Source organism: Wolbachia endosymbiont (group E) of Neria commutata (assembly GCF_964026735.1).
In the GTDB taxonomy this organism is placed as follows: Bacteria; Pseudomonadota; Alphaproteobacteria; order Rickettsiales; family Anaplasmataceae; genus Wolbachia.
Map to the genome: position 1 here is coordinate 518507 of NZ_OZ034692.1, position 19367 is coordinate 537873.

Annotated in this window: 16 protein-coding genes and 5 pseudogenes; 10 read left to right on the plus strand and 11 right to left on the minus strand. The window is 34.1% G+C overall.

Annotated features, from left to right (window positions below):
* Positions 1-20: 20 nt before the first annotated feature.
* Positions 21-1841, plus strand: a complete 1821-nt coding sequence (gene glmS, locus AAGD89_RS02720; RefSeq protein ID WP_341808740.1) for a glutamine--fructose-6-phosphate transaminase (isomerizing) — start codon at positions 21-23, stop codon at positions 1839-1841.
* Positions 1842-1896: 55 nt separating this feature from the next.
* Here the strand turns inward: glmS and AAGD89_RS02725 are convergent, their stop codons facing one another.
* The 4 genes from AAGD89_RS02725 to prfB all read right to left on the minus strand — a co-directional run bounded on the left by AAGD89_RS02725 (position 1897) and on the right by prfB (position 5266).
* Complete coding sequence (locus tag AAGD89_RS02725; RefSeq protein ID WP_341808741.1) at positions 1897-2598, minus strand: 1-acyl-sn-glycerol-3-phosphate acyltransferase; 702 nt, start codon at positions 2596-2598, stop codon at positions 1897-1899.
* A gap of 47 nt (positions 2599-2645) precedes the next feature.
* Positions 2646-3641, minus strand: coding sequence for a tyrosine-type recombinase/integrase (locus tag AAGD89_RS02730; protein ID WP_341808742.1), 996 nt, complete (start codon positions 3639-3641; stop codon positions 2646-2648).
* A 255-nt stretch (positions 3642-3896) separates the two neighbouring features.
* Complete coding sequence (locus tag AAGD89_RS02735) at positions 3897-4058, minus strand: hypothetical protein (protein ID WP_341808743.1); 162 nt, start codon at positions 4056-4058, stop codon at positions 3897-3899.
* Positions 4059-4152: 94 nt separating this feature from the next.
* A protein-coding gene (gene prfB, locus AAGD89_RS02740; RefSeq protein WP_341808744.1) for a peptide chain release factor 2 occupies positions 4153-5266 on the minus strand; the annotation gives its coding sequence in 2 pieces (ribosomal slippage) (positions 4153-5190 and positions 5192-5266; 1113 coding nt in all).
* 154 nt (positions 5267-5420) lie between these two features.
* On the opposite strand from prfB, the gene mgtE reads away from it, so the two are divergent.
* Complete coding sequence (gene mgtE / locus AAGD89_RS02745) at positions 5421-6791, plus strand: magnesium transporter (protein ID WP_341808745.1); 1371 nt, start codon at positions 5421-5423, stop codon at positions 6789-6791.
* Positions 6792-7018: 227 nt separating this feature from the next.
* On the opposite strand, the gene AAGD89_RS02750 is transcribed toward mgtE, so the two are convergent.
* From AAGD89_RS02750 to AAGD89_RS02760, 3 genes are all read right to left on the minus strand, one after another.
* Positions 7019-7579, minus strand: a complete 561-nt coding sequence (locus tag AAGD89_RS02750; RefSeq protein WP_341808746.1) for a hypothetical protein — start codon at positions 7577-7579, stop codon at positions 7019-7021.
* 98 nt (positions 7580-7677) lie between these two features.
* Positions 7678-9474, minus strand: coding sequence for a translation elongation factor 4 (gene lepA, locus AAGD89_RS02755; protein WP_341808747.1), 1797 nt, complete (start codon positions 9472-9474; stop codon positions 7678-7680).
* A 42-nt stretch (positions 9475-9516) separates the two neighbouring features.
* The gene (locus AAGD89_RS02760) at positions 9517-10140 is read right to left on the minus strand and encodes a hypothetical protein (RefSeq protein WP_341808748.1); all 624 of its coding nucleotides are present in this window, start codon (positions 10138-10140) and stop codon (positions 9517-9519) included.
* Positions 10141-10164: 24 nt separating this feature from the next.
* Between AAGD89_RS02760 and AAGD89_RS02765 the strand changes: the two genes are divergently transcribed.
* From AAGD89_RS02765 to AAGD89_RS02780, 4 genes and pseudogenes are all read left to right on the plus strand, one after another.
* Positions 10165-10839 carry a glycoside hydrolase family 3 N-terminal domain-containing protein gene (locus AAGD89_RS02765; RefSeq protein WP_341808749.1) on the plus strand — a complete coding sequence of 225 codons (675 nt, stop codon included), beginning with the start codon at positions 10165-10167 and terminating at the stop codon, positions 10837-10839.
* Entirely contained in the window at positions 10829-11185 is a 357-nt protein-coding gene (locus AAGD89_RS02770; protein WP_341808750.1) for a glycoside hydrolase family 3 N-terminal domain-containing protein, read from the plus strand. The genes AAGD89_RS02765 and AAGD89_RS02770 overlap by 11 nt, the downstream gene beginning before the upstream one ends.
* 56 nt (positions 11186-11241) lie before the next feature.
* A pseudogene (locus tag AAGD89_RS02775) lies at positions 11242-12074 on the plus strand (transposase).
* A 77-nt stretch (positions 12075-12151) separates the two neighbouring features.
* Complete coding sequence (locus AAGD89_RS02780; RefSeq protein WP_341808751.1) at positions 12152-12418, plus strand: glycoside hydrolase family 3 N-terminal domain-containing protein; 267 nt, start codon at positions 12152-12154, stop codon at positions 12416-12418.
* Between the two features lie 164 nt (positions 12419-12582).
* Here AAGD89_RS02780 and AAGD89_RS02785 read toward each other — a convergent pair whose 3' ends face one another.
* Entirely contained in the window at positions 12583-13404 is an 822-nt protein-coding gene (locus tag AAGD89_RS02785; protein WP_341808752.1) for a rhodanese-related sulfurtransferase, read from the minus strand.
* Positions 13405-13623: 219 nt separating this feature from the next.
* On the opposite strand from AAGD89_RS02785, the gene gltX reads away from it, so the two are divergent.
* The 4 genes and pseudogenes from gltX to AAGD89_RS02805 all read left to right on the plus strand — a co-directional run.
* Entirely contained in the window at positions 13624-14946 is a 1323-nt protein-coding gene (gene gltX, locus AAGD89_RS02790; RefSeq protein WP_341808753.1) for a glutamate--tRNA ligase, read from the plus strand.
* Positions 14947-15179: 233 nt separating this feature from the next.
* Positions 15180-15545 (plus strand): annotated as a pseudogene (locus AAGD89_RS02795) (transposase family protein); the annotation flags it as partial.
* Between the two features lie 318 nt (positions 15546-15863).
* A pseudogene (locus tag AAGD89_RS02800) lies at positions 15864-17046 on the plus strand (IS4 family transposase); the annotation flags it as partial.
* A 3-nt stretch (positions 17047-17049) separates the two neighbouring features.
* Positions 17050-17259, plus strand: a pseudogene (locus AAGD89_RS02805) (IS4 family transposase); the annotation flags it as partial.
* A 283-nt stretch (positions 17260-17542) separates the two neighbouring features.
* On the opposite strand, the gene AAGD89_RS02810 reads toward AAGD89_RS02805, so the two are convergent.
* The 3 genes and pseudogenes from AAGD89_RS02810 to AAGD89_RS02820 all read right to left on the minus strand — a co-directional run.
* Positions 17543-18814 carry a citrate synthase gene (locus AAGD89_RS02810; RefSeq protein WP_341808755.1) on the minus strand — a complete coding sequence of 424 codons (1272 nt, stop codon included), beginning with the start codon at positions 18812-18814 and terminating at the stop codon, positions 17543-17545.
* Positions 18815-18886: 72 nt separating this feature from the next.
* Positions 18887-19156, minus strand: coding sequence for a 30S ribosomal protein S20 (gene rpsT / locus AAGD89_RS02815; protein WP_341808756.1), 270 nt, complete (start codon positions 19154-19156; stop codon positions 18887-18889).
* Between the two features lie 78 nt (positions 19157-19234).
* Positions 19235-19357 (minus strand): annotated as a pseudogene (locus tag AAGD89_RS02820) (IS5/IS1182 family transposase); the annotation flags it as partial.
* Positions 19358-19367: the final 10 nt, after the last annotated feature.

Below are 19367 nucleotides of genomic sequence, written 5' to 3' on the forward strand. Positions count from 1 at the left end.
GTTCGCTTGGTAGTTTATTTGTGTGTGGAATATTTGGGGTAGTAAGTAGCGGTGGATCAGTAATACAAACTTTACTCACTGGATTGCAGAAATTGGAATACAGGGGATATGACTCTTCAGGCATAGCAATCATAAATAAAGAAGGCGAGATAGAAGTCAAAAAGTCCGAGGGCAAGGTTGAAAGGTTATACAAAATTGTTGATGCTAGCAAGATGTTCAGCAGTACTGTCGGCATAGCACATACTCGCTGGGCTACGCATGGAGTTCCAAGTCTTAAAAATGCTCATCCAATTCATACGAAAAAAGTTGTTGTTGCACATAACGGAATAATTGAAAATTACAATCTGCTGAAGAGAAGTCTAGAAGAAAGAGGACTACTGTTTCACACTGACACTGACACTGAAGTTATACCAAACATGTTAACCTTATATCTTAATGAAGGGATGTCTCCAATTGATTCTCTGTTTAGGTGTTTAAGCAGTTTACATGGCTCATTTGCTTTAGTCCTATTATTTGCAGAATGCCCAGATGTTTTATTTGTTGCAAAAAGGAATGTGCCTTTAGCAATAGGCTATAATTGTAACTCAGTATTTGCTGCATCTGACTCTAATGCTTTAAGTGGATTCGTGGAAAGAATATCGCATTTAGAAGATGACGACATTGCAGTAATAAAATCCAGTAGTGTTAGTATATATAATAACGGTATGCAAGTTAAACGCCATATAGAAAATAGTAGTCCAAGCAACTTTCTAATCAGCAAAAATGGTTACTCTAGTTTCATGCTAAAAGAAATTTTTGAGCAGCCATGTGCATTAAACAGAACAATAAATCAATTTTACAGTAAATATAAAGAGGTTATATTTGCCAATAAAAAACTATTTTCTGAACTTACTCATATTACCATAATTGGATGCGGATCATCTTATTTTGCTGGGTTAATAGCAAAGTATTGGTTTGAGAGCATTGCCCAAGTTCGAGTATATTTAGAAATTTCATCGGAGTTTAGATACAGCAACATTAAAACAGAAAAGGATAGTGTAGGATTGTTTATTTCTCAATCTGGCGAAACTGCAGATACTATGGAAGCATTGCGCTATGCGAAATCCCAAAAGCAAAAAATAATAAGCATAACCAATACATTTGGCAGCAGCATAGAGAAGATTTCAGATATTGTATTACACACCCTTGCAGGACTTGAAATTGGTGTTGCTTCAACGAAAACCTTTTCTACACAACTTGCAACTTTAGCATGCTTTGCTGTAGAACTTGCAAAAATAAAAGGCATACTAGATGAAAATAAAATAAAACAGCTAAGGAGCGCTATCAACTCTATTCCCGAATATGTTGAGTATGTTTTGAACGTGGTAAAAATTCAACATGTAGCCGATAGTATATTAGAACATAATAACATTATCTTGATTGGCAGAGGAAGCTCATATGGAGTTGCAATGGAAGGCGCATTGAAAATAAAGGAGCTTTCATATATTAATACGATTGGTATTGCAGCAGGAGAAATGAAGCATGGCTCTATTGCTTTAATAGACTCCACTATGCTCGTTATAGCGATTATTCCTTATGATAATTTATTTTTTAAAACACTATCCAACATACAGGAGATCATTGCAAGAAAAGGCAAAGTAATTGCTTTCAGCGACAAACAGGGAGCGCCATTCCTAAAAGAAATTTGTGCAGATGTGGTGCAATTGCCAGAAGTTGATAGTTTTATCTCTCCGATCATCTACAGCGTTGCTATTCAATTTCTTGCTTACTTTACTGCAATAAAAAAAGGGTTAGACGCTGATCGCCCAAGAAATTTAGCTAAATCTGTCACGGTTGAATAGCTTATAAGATTTTAGTTTTAATGTAAAATATATTAATAATTCTGCTTGTTTTTGTCTATGAGATCTGACGACTTTTTTCTTCAATGATTTTTTCTAAAGTTTGCAAAAAATCACCTTTGCTCAGTCCAGGATATATTGGAGGCAGAATTTCTATTGTTGCCTTTCCAGCATTCTTTCTCAAGGAAAGTATATTTTTTGGCCAAAACAAACCAGTGTTCAAAGCGACAGGTAACACAGGAACGGATAATGTGCTGTATAAAGCAGCGATACCTGGCTGATACTTTGTATTTTGTTTTGCAGTTGTTCTTGTACCCTCTGGAAATATTATTATGCTTCTATTTTCTTTTATACGCATTCTTGCTAACTTAATTATATTACGTATAGAACTAATACCATCTGAGCGATTAATAAAAATCATTTTTAATGCCATGAGATGCAAACCAAGAAATGGAATCCATTTCAATTCACGCTTTAAAACAAAAACCGCACCTCTAAATAGAAGTATAAAAATAAATGTTTCAAAAGGGGATTGGTGTTTAGATGCAATTATAAAAGGCTGCTTTGGAATATTTTCCACTCCTCTTACTTCATATTTAACTCCACATAATAAACGAAGCATGAATAATACAACTCTTACTGCGAAGGCAAGGAAAATGTTAATTATATGCGCAGGAAAGAATAGTACAGGGAGAGTAATCAGAGTAAAGAATAGTTGCCATAATATAAGGAAAAAATTAAACAAAAAACTTGAAATCACAGATCTAACATACACTTATTTGAATCTAACTTTATTGCAAGTTAAATTCAATAAGTTTCATTATTGATCATCTGAGTGATAGGGTGCGAGTCAGCTGATTTTTCCTTTAATTTTTTATTAGCAACATAAGTATATATTTGCGTTGTAGAAAGATTAGTATGGCCAAGAACCTTCTGTATTAGCACAATATTCGCCCCACTATCAAGCAGATGAGTAGCAAAAGAGTGTCTGATCACATGTGGAGAAATTTTATTTTCATCAATGTTGCACTTTTTTGCCAATTCCTTGATTAATTGACCAATTCTTTGTCTTGTAATTGGTTTATTAAGTTTATCGCCCGGAAATAACCAGTCAGATTGCTTTCCATTAGAAAGCAAATTGTCACGGACGGATAAATAACTTCTCAGGCTTTTTAATGCTTGCTCATTAAAAAGGATTTGCCTCTCTCTCCCGCTCTTACCTTTTATTATTATATAACATTCTTTGTCACTACTGTTTATTACCTGCGATACTTCATGTATCTTCATATTAATTAATTCAGAAATACGCATGCCAGAAGAGTAAAGAATGTCTAAAATAGCACATAGCCTTTTATTACTTATTTCTTTATTTGACTCATTTGCTGATTTTCTCACGGTATCCATTAGCAAAAATATTTCTTCAACGCTTAAACACTTAGGCAAAGGACGAGAAAATTTTGGATTTTTTAATTCATCATCATTAGCTGGAGCTGGATTAAAATCTATTACTCCATCATTAAAAAGACACTTATAAAAATTCTTCGTAGCAGATATTTTTCTTGATATAGAACTGCTTTTATATTTCTTTTGTGTACATAGAAATTTCACATAATCTCTGATATTAGTTTTATTTGCACCAACCAAAGTAGTGCCACTTTTTGATAAAAATTCTTCAAGTTGATGTAAATCTGAACAATAACTTTCTAAAGTATTGCCTGTAGGAGACTTCTCTGAAATCAAAGCCTCTAGGTAGTATGTTATGTAAAAACTCTCTTTTTTATTTTTTGGCTGTTCACTTTTCATTATCAACTCCTATATTTATTTCTTTAACTTTAATGCGATTAGAAGTGTCATCTGTATTCCTTACTAAAAAATATGAGACAAATAAAGCACTTAGCAACAAAATAAGTGCTAAAAACTTTCGCTTTAATCCTTTTTTTAAATTTGTCCTTATCCTTACCATAGTTAAAATTATAACATAAAATCTATAAAAAACACCTTATAAAGTGAATATTATTATAATATAAAGACATTCTTAACTATATTAGCTTATACTTATTATAACATAATATATATCATCTGATCTATTAAATTATTTTCTTTTATTTTTGCAATTAAAGAATCAATACCGCAGATGCCTGATTTTTCAGCAGTGCTTACCACCTCTGGACAGAATGCTTGATATTCATTCATAATATCATAAAAATTACTGAATTTCATTTTGCTTTAATGTCAAATGAATGTTATTACATCTCACTATTTAAGTAACTACAAATAATATTGCATAACCTATTATTTTTGCAACTGAGTCTCATTATACTCTTTTGCAGATAAGCTCTAATACGCTGACTATAAAACAATCTATGTTACCATCAAAAACAGAATTTATATTGCCTACTTCATATCCAGTTCTTAAATCCTTCACCATTTGATATGGATGCACAACGTATGATCTGATTTGATTACCCCAACCTATATCGCACTTTCTGCCATATTCTTCTGCCATTTTTTGTTCTTTCTTTTCCAGCTCAATTTGATATAAGCGTCCTTTGAGCAGTTTTAGCGCCTCATCTTTATTTTTATGTTGAGAACGACCATTTTGACATTGCACTACAACTCCTGTTGGAATATGCGTAATGCGAACCGCACTTTCAGTTTTGTTTACGTGCTGTCCACCTGCACCAGAAGCACGATAAGTATCGATCTTTAAATCTTTCTCGTCCACAACAATGCTGATTGAATCTTCAATCACTGGAGTCACACCTACACTTGCAAAACTTGTATGACGTTTACCATTTGCATCAAATGGGGATATTCTCACAAGCCTATGAATACCACTTTCACTTTTTGCCCACCCGTAGGCTTTTTCTCCAATAATTTTTATAGTTGCAGACTTTATACCAACTGCATCACCATCTAATTTTTCTATAATTTCAACTTTAAAGTTGTGATAAATTTCTGCCCATCTTACATACATGCGCATAAGCATTTCAGCCCAATCATTGCTCTCCGTTCCACCGGCTCCTGAGTGAATTTCTAAAAAACAATCATTGTTATCTGCTTCACCGGCAAATAATGACTCTGTTTCTTTATGCTTGATTAGTTTCTCTAGCTTTGTAAGTTCGTTTTCAACTTCGGAAAAAAAATCTTCATCATTTTCGTAAATAGCGGATTTCATTAAATCAATGGCGTCATTGTAATTACTTTCTAGCTCTAAGAACGACTCTACATCATTTTTAATTTTAGAACGTTCTTTTAAAATTTCTTGTGCTTTTTGGTTATCTTGCCATAGATTATCATCTGCAGCTTGGGAGTTCAACTCTTCAAGACGCAACTTTAATTTTTCTATGTCAAAGACACCTCCTGACAAGAGAAACACTTTTATTTAAACTCTGAAAGTGTTCGAGAATTTCTGAATAAGTTTTCATTACGTTTTAGATTTTAATATATTTACTATCACCAATAATAACAGTAAACAAAATAGAAATTTAACCATATAGTAGTTAATTCAAAACAACTTCATTATACTCTAATGATCAAAGGAATCAAGCATGTATATTTATTAAAAATCAAGGTAAAATAATGAATGTTGAAACAAATTTTCACTACGACCTAGATCAAAAGGTTGTTAAAGATCTGATAGAGTCAATTGATAACCGAGATCTAGAAAAGGTTAATGAGATTATAAAAACTATAGATAGTGTTCAGCTAGCTTATTTTTTATCAACGGCAATTAATGACCATAGGGAAGAATTAGTAAATGTCCTTGACCACTATTTGTTAAGTGATGCTCTAGTGCATGTTGTACCAGATTTACAGATAAAAATAATAGAAACATTAGGAGCAGAAAATACTGCACGTTTACTGGTGCTTTTAGATATAGAAGACATAGTAACCATAGTAAAAGACTTAGATGGCAAACATCTAGAAAATATACTCAGCTATCTGCCAGATCAAACGAAAAAATCAGTAGAGGAATTGCTATCATATCCAGAAGAGAGCGCAGGAAGACTGATACATAAAGATATGGTTATAGCTCCATATTATTGGACAATAAATCAGCTGATGGAATTTTTGCGCAACTATAAAAAAATACCAGAAAATTTTTACCAAATTTTTATTATTAATTCAAAACTGGAACCAATAGGCAGCGTTAACTTAAATAAAGTGATATCCAATTCAGGGGAAACCATAATAGAGGAAATAATGGACCGTGATATAAAAATCATAAAAACTGGAGTGGATCAAGAGGAAGTAGCAAGAGTGTTGCAAGATTACTCTCTGTTATCAGCTCCGGTAGTAAACAAGCATGGGAAAATTATCGGCGTGATCTTAATTGAAGATGTAATAAAAGTTGTTCAACAGGAAACAGAAGAAGATGTGCTCAAAATAAGTGGTGTGTCGGCTAAAGCTGATATAAATGCACCTATACATAAAACTATAATTAAAAGGCTACCATGGTTATTGTTTAACCTCTTAGCTGCAACAATATGCTCTATAGTGGTTGGCTTTTTCGATAACGTAATAGAAATGTTCATAGCACTTCCAATAATTATGCCGATAATCGCATCGATGAGTGGAAACGTAGGATCTCAAACGGTAGTGCTAACCATTAGGGCAATTGCAACAAAATATTTAACTGAGCAAAATGCAAAAAGAATACTTATAAAAGAATTGATAATAGGTCTTATAAATGGAATAATTTTATCTACCATCTCAGTAATGGTATTAGCAATAAGATTTCACAACTTCAAAATAGGAATGATCTTTATGGCTTCAATGATTATGATGTCAATTATTGCAACATTTATCGGTGCTTTCATTCCTATAATGCTCCATCGTTTAAAATCCGACCCTGCCGTTTCTTCTTCAATTCTGACATCAGCAACAACTGACATCCTTTCGGCCTTAATATTTCTTGGGCTAGCAACAATATTTTTACTAAATAGCTAGGCTCTGTGAACAAAGTTTTAAAGGCAACTATAGTACTTCCCGATATAAATGATAAACTTCCATAATTGCCTTACCTATCAAACGGTAAAATGTGTAGAGGATACTCTGCTCTGATAAAATATCCAGACTTTGCGTTGCCAGGCCGAAAAGAACTCCTAAAAGTGACATAGAATATGAGGTTTTAGTGGTTGACGTAACTGAAACGCCAACCTAACTTCATAAAAAGACTATATACTGTCCTTTGATTTACTACCCATATGAGAAATATTAGGATGATCTAGTGTTCCACCATATTTACCAACCATTACAAAACCTGCTTTAGGCTCTTCTACTAGTTCAAAATCTTCTTCATGCGTTTCTACTAGTTCAAAATCATCATCTGATTCATTAGCTTTAGGCTCTTTCATAGTATCTGCTATGAGTTCTCTGGTTCCACGTTCGTATTCCATTTTAGTAATCTGATCTTTTATTGCCTGTTTTGTAGCTGGGTGATCTCCCCAAGCACAGTCGAGGTTATTTGTAGCCAGGCGTATACAATCCTCCCACAGTTCTAGTCTAATATGCTTTACAAGCTTAAGCGCTGTATTATGCACGGATGCACCACCATTAGAAAAATGCTCACTATCAACCGGAAGAATTCCCTGACTATTAAGCTGTGAATTATAATGGACTTTATCAAGACGTTTATCTCTATTGCAATTATTTAAAAGCAACACTATCCCCTGCTCATTACCTTCTTCAAAATATTGAAAAAGCTCTTCTGCCAGTTCCTTTATTGATTTACTCATAATTCTACCTAACTATATGTCAATCTATATATATTAACATATTAATACCATAAGTCAAGAATATAATTAGCGTATTAGTAGAAAAAACATAGAATTATTCAGTCGCTTAACTTCAGAGCTTGAATAAAGGCATTCTGTGGAATGTTTACATTTCCTACAGAGTGCATTCTCTTTTTACCCTTTTTTTGCTTTTCTAGTAGTTTCATTCTTCGTGTCACATCACCACCATAAAGTTTAGCTGTCACATCTTTTCTATATGGATTAATTGTTTCTCTGGCAATAATTTTGCCACCAACTGCTGCTTGAATTGCAATTTTATATTGCTGACGTGGTATTAAATCCTGCAAACGCGCACAGATTTCACGACCTCTTTTTTCTGCTCTGCTCTTATGAACGATGCAAGCCAGTGCATCAACAGGTTCTCCATTAATTAAAAAGCTTAACTTATCTATTTGACTTTCTTGATAGCTAGAGATTTCCCAATCTAAACTTGCATATCCCTTGGAAATTGATTTTAATCGATCATAAAAATCGAAGACAACTTCGGACAGTGGTAATTTATATTTTAAGAGCGCTGTTGTCGTATTACCAACATATGATAAATCTTCCTGCTCTCCTCTTCTTTCTTCACATAAAGATATGATTTCACCTAAGTATTGATCAGGAACCATTATGGTTGCAGTAATCCATGGCTCTTCCACCATTTCAATCTTAGTTGGATCTGGCATGTCGCTTGGATTGTGAATGTTAAGAACTTCGCCACTGTGCACTGTCACTCTGTATATAACGCTCGGTGCAGTTGCTGTTAGATCCAAATCAAATTCTCTCTCAAGCCTTTCTTGAACAACCTCTAAGTGCAGCATTCCCAAAAAACCACAGCGAAACCCATAGCCAAGCGCATTTGACGTTTCAGCTTCAAAGGTAAAACTAGCGTCATTCAAATGTAATTTTTCCAGTGCTTCTCTTAAATATTTAAAATCGTCTGTTTTATTCGGGAAAATACTACAAAATACCACAGGATGAACTTCTTTAAATCCAGGTAATGCTGCGCTACAAGGCCTTTTTTCTTCAGTGATAGTGTCACCAACTTTGCAGTCTGCTACCTCCTTCATCGAAGCAGTAATGAAGCCAACTTCACCTGCTGAAAGCTCACCAGTCATTACTTTTTTAGGAGTAAAAATACCGATGTTATCAACCTGATATGTAGCATTGTTGGACATCATAACAATTCTCATACCTTTTTTTAGCACTCCATTTTTAATTCGCACTAAAATTACTACTCCCAAGTAAGTATCGTACCAACTATCAACCAAAATTGCTTGCAGTGGTGCATTTGGATCACCTTTTGGAGCTGGAAGTTTTGCTACTATAGCTTCAAGCACATCCTTTATCCCAAGCCCAGTTTTGGCTGATATTAAAACCGCCTCGCTTGCATCAATAGCGATTACCTCTTCGATCTGAATCTTTACCTTCTCTGGATCCGCAGCAGGCAGGTCAACTTTGTTAAGTACAACTATTATTTCATGATTGTTGTCAATTGCCTTATATACATTTGCAAGAGTCTGTGCCTCAACACCTTGACTGCTATCCACCACTAAAAGTGAACCTTCGCACGCAGCTAAACTGCGACTTACTTCATATGAGAAATCAACATGTCCTGGAGTATCCATAAGGTTTAAGCAATATTGGTTGCCGTCACTTGCTATATAATTGAGCCGTACTGTTTGCGCCTTAATTGTAATTCCACGTTCACGCTCTATATCCATCGAATCAAGTATCTGATTTGTCATCTCTCTTGCTTCAAGACCGTTACATTTTTCTATCAAACGATCAGCAAGTGTTGATTTACCATGATCTATATGTGCTATTATTGCAAAATTCCTTATATTCTTCATACTTTTTTGCTTTGAATTTAAGACAAGTTTACATTTTAAGCACTAGGAGAGCAATTGTTTATATTCAAGGAGATCTATCTCTGCTATAAAAAATAGTACACATTTACTAAATTCTATTTTAGCTTCTTTTTCTAACTCAGTGTATCCTTCTTCTGCATCAACACTTTGAGCACCATCATTATCTTGATTTGCTGTGTTTTGTGAAGGCTGCTGCTTTTGCATTTCTTCTAGCTTTTTTTTCATCTTATCCTGAAATGATGCGATTTCATTAGGTGCTATAATTTCATCAGAGCTGATAATTTTATCAGATAATTTTTCATCTAATTTTTTGATTAAAGTTATTATTTTTAAAATCAATTCTAAATTTTCATGACTTACATTGATTTGTTCAGCACTCAATGTATTCTTATGTGCATCCCAATCAATAGAAATACTAGTGAATATTGCATAAATCCCTTTATAAAGTGCTTTCAACTCATCTAATACTTCTTTTTGACTATGATTCCCCTCAGCTAGCTCTACAATTTTTTTAATATCTTCAAGCATGTTATCGTACGTAGACAGCTTTATTACTGACTTGTCTCGTATCGATTTATTTAATTCCTCTTTAATATCTTTAAGCTTTTTCAAAATTTCATTGGTTATATTTTTTCCTGTTCTTAACATATACTATTATTATACATATGCATAATGGAGAATGGAAGAATTTTTAGCATATTTGCGTTAAGAAAATTAAATAGGGAGTGGATATTGATTATGATAAAGAATTTTTTTCAAATAATTTTAATCTTAGTTGTCTTTTTATTTATTATTGTTGGTTTTTATAAATTTATCAATTACAGAAAAGAAAATATAAGTGAAGTTGGGCTTAGACATAAGATAGGTCAGATGTTAATGATTGGATTTGAAGGAAAAGAACTAAATCCTGAAGATCCTATTGTTCAAGCAATCTTGGCTCAACAAATAGGGGGTGTTATTTTATTTGACAAAAATAAAGAAAAAAATAACTTTGATAAAAATATTGAAAGCCCTGAGCAAGTTAAACGTCTCACTCAGCAGCTGCAAGTTTATACTAAGCAAGCAGCACTAAACAATAAAAATGACCTTTTTCCTCTTCTTATAGAAATAGATTACGAGGGTGGAATGGTTGAACGTTTAAAGCCTAGATACGGCTTTCCGAAAACCCTATCTGCAGCGGATATTGGTCGTGGTACGGATGAGCAAGCGAGTAAATATGCACACCAAATGGCTGATATAGTAAAACAAGTAGGAATTAATTTTAATTTTGCTCCTGTGTTAGATGTTAATGTTAATCCAGAAAATCCTGTTATTGGGGTATTGGGGTATTGGGGTATTGGGGCGTAGTTTCTCTAGTGATCCAGAAAAGGTTGCACATTATACTTCAATATTTTCCAAGGCATATAAGGAAAAGGGAATACTCTGCGCTTATAAGCATTTTCCAGGCCATGGAAGTTCCACTGGAGATACCCATGAGGGGTTTGTTGATGTTACAAAAACCTGGAAAGCATACGAATTAATCCCATATAAAACGTTGATAACACAACCGGAAGGCTGTCCTGTTATCATGACAGCACATGTAGTCAATACTAATATTGATAGTAGTGGGCTACCTTCTACTCTTTCTTACGAAATTATAACAAAATTACTACGTCAAAAGCTGAACTTCAATAGACCCCCTGCGAAAAGGTAGAAAGTAGGTGAAAACGACTAAAAAGCATGTAAAATGAAAGTTTTAGAAGAGGGAAGATGGGAATAAGTTACGTAAAAATAGCAAGAACACCATATATTTTAGACAATTGACAGGGCTCACAACATCTGAATTTGAAAAAATTGTGGCAAAAGTGCGTCCAGAGTGGGAAAAAATGGAGGCGAAAAAGAAATGTCACGGAAGAAAATCGCATGTTGAGGAGCTAGAAGACAGGATTTTATGTGTTCTAATTTATTACAGAACGTACATAACGCATCCATTTTTAGGGTTTTTGTTTAATTTGCACAACTCAAATATTTGCCGACTTTTTAAGAAAATGTAGCCATTATTGGCCAAAAAAATTACTATAAAAAAGGATAGAACGCTGACGCCAGAAAGGATTTTAAAAATTTTAGCAGACGTCACGGAGCAACCGATACAGCGGCCGAAAGACAGCAAAAAACGTAAGAAAAGTTATTCCGGAAAAAAGAAAGCAACCACAATAAAAACCGAAATTGTGATCGAGGGAAATGGGCAAATTCTGTCGATTTCGAAGTCGCATAGAGGTCGAATGCATGATTTTCGCATAAGGAAACAGGAAAAATTGTTGGCCAAAGATAGCATAAAATATGCCGATTCTGGGTATCAAGGTTGGCAAAAACTGCAGAAAAACGTTGTGATTCCGTACAAAAAACACCGTAAAAAGCCACTAACGGAGGAGCAAAAGGAGCATAATCGGAAGCTGGCATCGTTCAGGATGCGTGTGGAAAATAAGATTCGCGAGATAAAAATCTTCAAAATAATGTCAAATGTTTACCGCAATTTTCAGAAGAAATACAACATGAGATTTAATATTATAGCAGGAATTGTGAATTTGAGGCATAGTTTTTAATAATTTTTGGGCTGGGGATTTCTTACCAGATTTTATCAGCAACTTGCTTCACGTTGTTTCGCAGGGGATCTAATGGTGTGGTTATAACAGATGATATGCAAATGAGAGCGATTAGTGATCAATACGGATTGGCAAATGCTATTAAATTAGCTATTAATGCTGGTGTGGATATATTGCTATTTGGTAACCGACTGATTTCTATCACGCAAAATCCAAAACAGCTTATTGATATTATTTACAACAGTATCCAATTAGGCGAAATCTCAGAAAAACGAATTAATGAAGCCTATCAGCGCATTATGAAATTAAAAGCACAGATTAAGAAAAATATGTATAATAATTAGAATATAGTTGCTCCAGGAATATATATCGATACAGGAAGGCGAGCCTGTTCATGACGATTAACAACTTCAAGTTGATTTTACGGACAACCTCTATCTATTATATATATTGTCAGCTCTCTCTAATTTTAAACTACTTTATGAAAGTGAAGAAAGTATCTGAAGTATCAATTGGAAACTATGTTGCATTTACAGTTGTGGCAAACTACCTGTCCACGTGGAACTGACTTCAGTTCATCCGTTGAAACTTGGCTGGAACAGAATATGCATTTTATCTCGTTGCTTGGAGTGAGTGAATTATCAACAGCAACTCTATCATCAAAGACAAAACATTCACCTTTCCAATTACTATTTTTATTATGAGTTCTTTCAAGGTAAGAAAGGATGCCGCCTTTAAGGTGATAAATATTGTTAAATCCAAGATTTTTCATATATGATATTGATTTTTCACACCTAATTCCTCCAGTGCAATACATGGCAACTTTTAGGTCTTTACTTTCAGAAAATGACTCTGCCCACTGAGGAAAGTCGCGAAAACACTGAATATTTGGATTAATTGCATTTTTAAATTTTCCGAGCTTCACTTCGTACTCATTTCGTGCGTCTATTACTAGAACGTCAGATTGAGAAGTAAAATCATCCCAATGTTCTGGTTCAACATACTTGCCTCTTAGAGAAAGATCAAGATTGCTCACACCAAGGTTGACAATCTCTCTTTTTAATCTCACCTTCATCTTGCTGAATGGTTGATACTCTGCTGTACTTTCCTTCCATGCAAGATCTTTCAACCTGTTATCAGAATGTAGAAAGCCAAATATTCTATTAATTGCACTTCTTTTGCCGGATACAGTTGCATTAATACCTTCTTCTGCAAGGAGGATAGTGCCTTTTAATTCCACATCATCACACGCAGCTTTTATCTCGTCTTTCATGTCATAATAGTTAGAAAGCTCTACAAATTGGTAGAAAGTTGCAATGATGAAGCTCATAGTATTTTCTTTACAAACTTAAAACATAATATATGAAGTTATAAAAATGTTCAATAGATGAGCTGCAATTCACAAGATTACAAGATCTTTTGTATTACTTCCATGCCATCATCAACTATGTTTTTAAATAGCTTTTAACTTAAGAAAACTATAATATATTTGTATAAAATTAAAATAAATCAGAGTAAATATAGTAATAAGTAATTGTTTATAAATTAAATGTTAACAAGATTTGCCCCAAGTCCAACTGGTTATCTCCATGTCGGAAATATTCGTACTGCTTTAGTTTGCTGGCTATATGCGCGTAATAAAAGTGGAAAATTTTTGCTGCGTTTGGATGACACTGATCTTGAGCGTTCGGATATTAAGTACATAGATAATATAATACAAGATTTGAAATGGATTGGTATAGATTGGCATTCAAGCTTTAAGCAATCAGAGCGCTTCCAGCGTTATCATGAAGTATTTTTACAATTAATAAAAGAAGGGCATGTTTATGTGTGTTATGAAACAAGAGAAGAGTTAGACATTAAACGAAAATTGCAGTTAAAACAAGGGTTGCCTCCGGTCTATGATAGGGGTGCATTGCTTCTAACTGAGCAAGACAAAATTCATTATGAAAAAGAGGGGCGAGAGCCACATTTTAGATTTAAATTAAACAGAGACCAAGTTGTAAAATGGAATGATGAAGTTAAAGGTGAAATAAATATTTCAACCAGTAGCATTAGTGATCCCGTAGTGAAACGCGAAGATGGAAATTATACATATATGCTACCTTCTGTAATTGATGACATTGATTTTAACGTAACACATGTTGTGCGTGGAGAAGATCATTTGACTAATACCGCTGTACAGATCCAAATGATGCGAGCATTGAAAGCGAAAATTCCTATTTTTGCTCATCTTTCCCTGCTGCATTTTGATGATAATAAGATATCTAAGCGAATTGGAGGTCTGGATATCAAATCCATAAAGGAGGATGAAATTGAACCAATGGCGCTGAGTAGTTATTTAGTGAAGCTTGGAACATCAGATTCGATTGAAGCTCATATTAATATGCAATCTTTGATTGATTCATTTGATATTAAAAAATTTAGTTCAGCGTCTACACAATTTAACTTGGGTGAAGTGCATAAGTTAAATAGCAAAATTTTACAGCAAATGTCATTTGAAATGGTAAAAGAACGCTTAGCTCAAGTCGGAGTGGATTCTTCAGAGTTTTGGTATTTTATAAGGAACAACATAGAAAGATTTTCTGAAGTGGCTGAGTGGTGGCAAATATGCAAATCCAATATAGAGCCTGTAATTCTGAGTAAAGAGCTTATAAAAATTGCGCTGAGTACCTTACCTGAAGGAGACTGCGATGAAAACACATTGCCTACATGGGTAAAAACTATTAGAGATGGTCTGGATATAAAGGCAAAAGACCTATTTATGCAGCTACGTTTAGTCTTAACAGGCAGGGAAATTGGCCCAGAGCTTGCTAAATTATTAATTTTTATCGGTAAAGAAAACATCGTAAGAAGACTAAAAGGAAAGTGAAAGTACATAGCTAACACAAAAAGTTCCCTCTGGTAATGGCAAATATGTGAGAAAGTCCTGTTTCTATTTTTGTACATGTACTGCAAATGTGGTATTCATGCCATTAGACCCCCTGCGAAAAGTAAAAAAATAGATGAAAAACATTAAAAAGCGTATAAGAAGAGTAAAATAGCAATAAGTTATGCAAAAGTTTCAAAGATCCAGTATATTTTCAGGCAATTAACGGGTCTGACAACATTACAAAAGACAGAACGCTGACTCCAGAAAGGATTTTAAAAATTTTAGCAGACGTCACGGAGCAACCGATAAAGCGGCCGAAAGACAGCAAAAAGCGAAAGAAAAGTTACTCAGGAAAAAAGAAAACAACCACAATAAAAACCGAAATTGTGATCGAGGGAAATAGGCAGATTTTGTCGATTTCAAAGTCACATCGAGGTCGAATGCATGATTTTCGCATAAGAAAACAGGAAAAATTGTTGCCCAAAGATAGCATAAAATATGCTGATTCTGGGTATCAAGGTTGGCAAAAACTGCAGAAAAACGTTGTGATTCCGTACAAAAAATACCGTAAAAAACCACTAACGGAGGAGAAACCAGAATTGTGAATTTGCGGCATAGTTTTTAATAATTTTTGGGCTGGGGATTTCTTACCAGATTTTATCAGCAACTTGCTTCACGTTGTTTCGCAGGGGGGCTTGGGCACTGGGATGATACCGTTAGTTGACGTTTAACACTTGTCCTATCGCTTTATGGGATGTTCGTACAGCTGTGGACTTATTTCACTGCCATTAAGTTAAGAGAAAAGGATGGACTATATTAATAAATCAAGTAAAATTCCTAAACTTAAAGGAAAAATAATATGAGTAAAAAAAACAATAATCGAATTCATAAAAAATAAATTGATAAGTTTAAACTTTATAAATGATCACAAAGTATCACCAAAAGACTTTCTACGAAAAAGAAAATTGCCTTTTATTGATGTATTCATTTTGATTTTCAGAAAAAGTGTGAAATCATTACAAGTGATGCTCAATGAATTTATTCTGTACACGATGAGAGATTATACAGTTACTGCAAGTGCTTTTACCCAAGTAAGACAGAAGCTAAAGTATACTGCATTTTCAGAACTTAATGATGATGTAGTTTCCCTATATTACCAGGATCAGGAGTTTAAAACTCACCATGGTTTCAGGGTACTTGCATTTGATGCTTCTATATTAATTCTACCAAAAAGTGATGAGGTAATAGAGTAGTTTGGCTTAAGAGCAGTATGGAATGGAGTTCAGAGGTTTGAAGATTATACAAGTGCAACCTTTGAAGCTTGTTATGATGTGCTAAATAATATTGCAATAAAATCGGTGTTAAGTAGAGGTGACAGTTATGAAGTTGATTTAGCAACCGATATGCTTGAAGGCCTCAGTTCAGATGACTTACTAATCTGTGATAGAGGGTATGTATCTTATCGATTTATTGCCGAGCTTACGGAAAGGAAAATTAATTATGTAATTCGTTGTCCAAGTTCATCTTTTAGTGAAGTAAACGATATGTTTAAGCCGGGCAGTCCCTCTAGTACAATAGCAGTAGCTACTGCACCTATTAAAGTGGCAAGGCAGCTAAGAAAGCTAGGATTACCTGATGAAATGGAATTTAGGCTAGTTAAAATCATACTTTCCTCTGGTGAAATTGAAGTGCTAATTACATCATTATTAGATGAGCAGCAATTTAAGGTTGAGGAATTTGAAGAGTTATACTACTTACGTTGGGGAATAGAAACATTTTTTTCTAAACTCAAAGGAAGGTTAGGCTTAGAGAATTTTACAGGTAAAAGTGTTGAAACTATTAAGCAGGATTTTTGGTCAACCATTTTTATTAGCAACCTAGAAAGTATTATGACAGAAGATGTAGAAGAGGCATTGAATGCAGACCTAGCTGATAGTAAGCTTGAAAAAAGCATTAATAAATCTGTTTCATTTAATGCAATTAAAAACTTAGCTTTCGATATTTTTTCTACAGAATCGGACATGGATTGCGTTATGGAGCAATTATCTAAGTTATTTTTAACAAACACTTTAGTTGTAAGGAAGGGGAGGAAAGTTGATCTTCAATAAATCTGTTTCATTTAATGCAATTAAAAACTTAGCTTTCGATATTTTTTCTACAGAATCGGACATGGATTGCGTTATGGAGCAATTATCTAAGTTATTTTTAACAAACACTTTAGTTGTAAGGAAGGGGAGGAAAGTTGATCTTCATAAGATATCTGATGTTCGTTCACTCAATTACCAAAAAAGGGCTAGAAAACACGTATTTTGAATACTACCCTACTCATTTCTGAAAGACAGTATTCCTGGAGCAACTTTTGTCAAATCTTCTGTAAAATGACTTTTAAATAAGCTATTTCTTAACTAATTTACATCTAAGAGTTTATCTACTTTAAAGTTTGCTCTATTTTGTTTTAGCATTTGCCATAACTCCTTAATCACTACAAACTTTTTTGTTCAATTTTTAGCCATTCCTTCCTTAACTTAATGGCAGTGGGACTTATTTGTGGTATGACGTTTCTTTCCTCATACCAAAATGTTACATTATACCCTTATCATTCACTTTGAGAAGTGCTATGCTTACCCACATAGAGTTGTCTTGGTCTGCAGATTTTTGTTTCTTTATCATTTACCATTTCGTACCACTGAGCTACCCAACCGGTGGTTCTTGCAAGTGCAAAAATAGGAGTAAACATCCTTGAAGGGATATTAATAGCATTCATTATGATGCCTGAATAAAAATCAACATTTGGATATAATTTGCGCTGGGTAAAGTATTCATCTTTTAAAGCTATTTCTTCCAATTTTTTTGCAATCTCGAGCAGTCCATTGCCTTGTTCTAATTTACTTAAAACCTCATGACAGCCGTCTTTCAATATGCGCGCACGCGGATCGTAATTCTTATAGACACGATGCCCAAATCCCATTAATTTAAATGGATCTTTATCATCTTTAGCTCTTTCAATAAATTTGTCAACATCTCTACTTTGTTCTATTTCTTTTAGCATGTTTATCACTGCTTCATTAGCTCCACCATGCGCTGGTCCCCAAAGTGTAACCACTCCAGCAGAAAGACAGGCGAATAAATTAGAGCCAGCTGACCCTGAAAGCCTAACCGCAGCTGTAGAAGCGTTTTGTTCATGATCAGCATGGAGAGTAAAAATCTTATCCAGAGCTTTTGCAAATAGAGCACTTTTGTCGCTATTCACAGCATTGCCGAACATCATCCTTAAAAAATTTTCACTGTAGCTGAGCCCACTATTTGCATTTATAAATTCTTGTCCATCAATGTGCCTATAGATCATTGCAACAATAGCAGGAACTTGTGCTATTGCAGAAATCCCAAAATCTAAATTTTTATCATTGACATTGTTTCCATATTCTTCATGGTAAGATGCTGCCAAACTTGCAAAACATGCAATTAAAATCGACATAGGGTGAGCGGTGCTTGGAAACGCTTTAATGACGTTTACAACTTGCTCTGATACTTTTGATAAATCTTGTATTTTTAAAAGAAAATTTTTGTGTTGCTCTGAACTGGGTAATTCACCATAGAGTAATAAGTAAATTACAGCTGTAAAATTATTATTCTCTGCTAAATCAGCTATATCATGTCCTCTATATTTAAGAATTCCCTTATCTCCATCAATAAATGTAATTTGGGAAGAACATGAAGCTGTGGAAACAAATCCTGGGTCATAAGTAAATAATCCTGTTGTCTTATACAAATCTTTAATATTCAGCACATCAGGGCCTGTTGTTCCGCTCAATACGGGAAGCTCAATTTTTGATCCATCGCTTAGTTCTAAAAACGCTTTCTTATCCATCACTCAAGCTACTTAAATTTTATACAGGGTAAAAAAGTATATATAAATTCGATTAACTTTACATTAACCATACTATGCCGTCATTAATGCTTTTACTTTTGCATTTAAGCGACTTATTTTACGCGCAGCAGTGTTTCTATGATAAACACCTTTGTTGACACATTTATGTAAATTAGACTCAGCGTCTCTAAATGCTAGAACGACATTCTCTTTATCACCAGCCTTGATTATATCAACTAGCTTTCTAATAGCAGTACGAGTTTTATTTTTACGCATCTTGTTTATCAAAGTACGCTTTGCTATTACTTTTATCATTTTTTTAGCACTTTTATGATTTGCCATATATTAATACCTATGTTTTTTTTTATTATAGAATTTTTTTACTAATTTGCAATGGCCATAACGAAAATGTGTAATTTTTCAAAATTCACCCAGGAAGCTCAACCCGAAACGTTTTTGTCTGTTTAGATATCGATCTACGATAATTTTAGGGCTTCTGAGCAACACAATCACGTTTTCAAACACTACTCTTTGACTCGCAAGCTAATGTAAT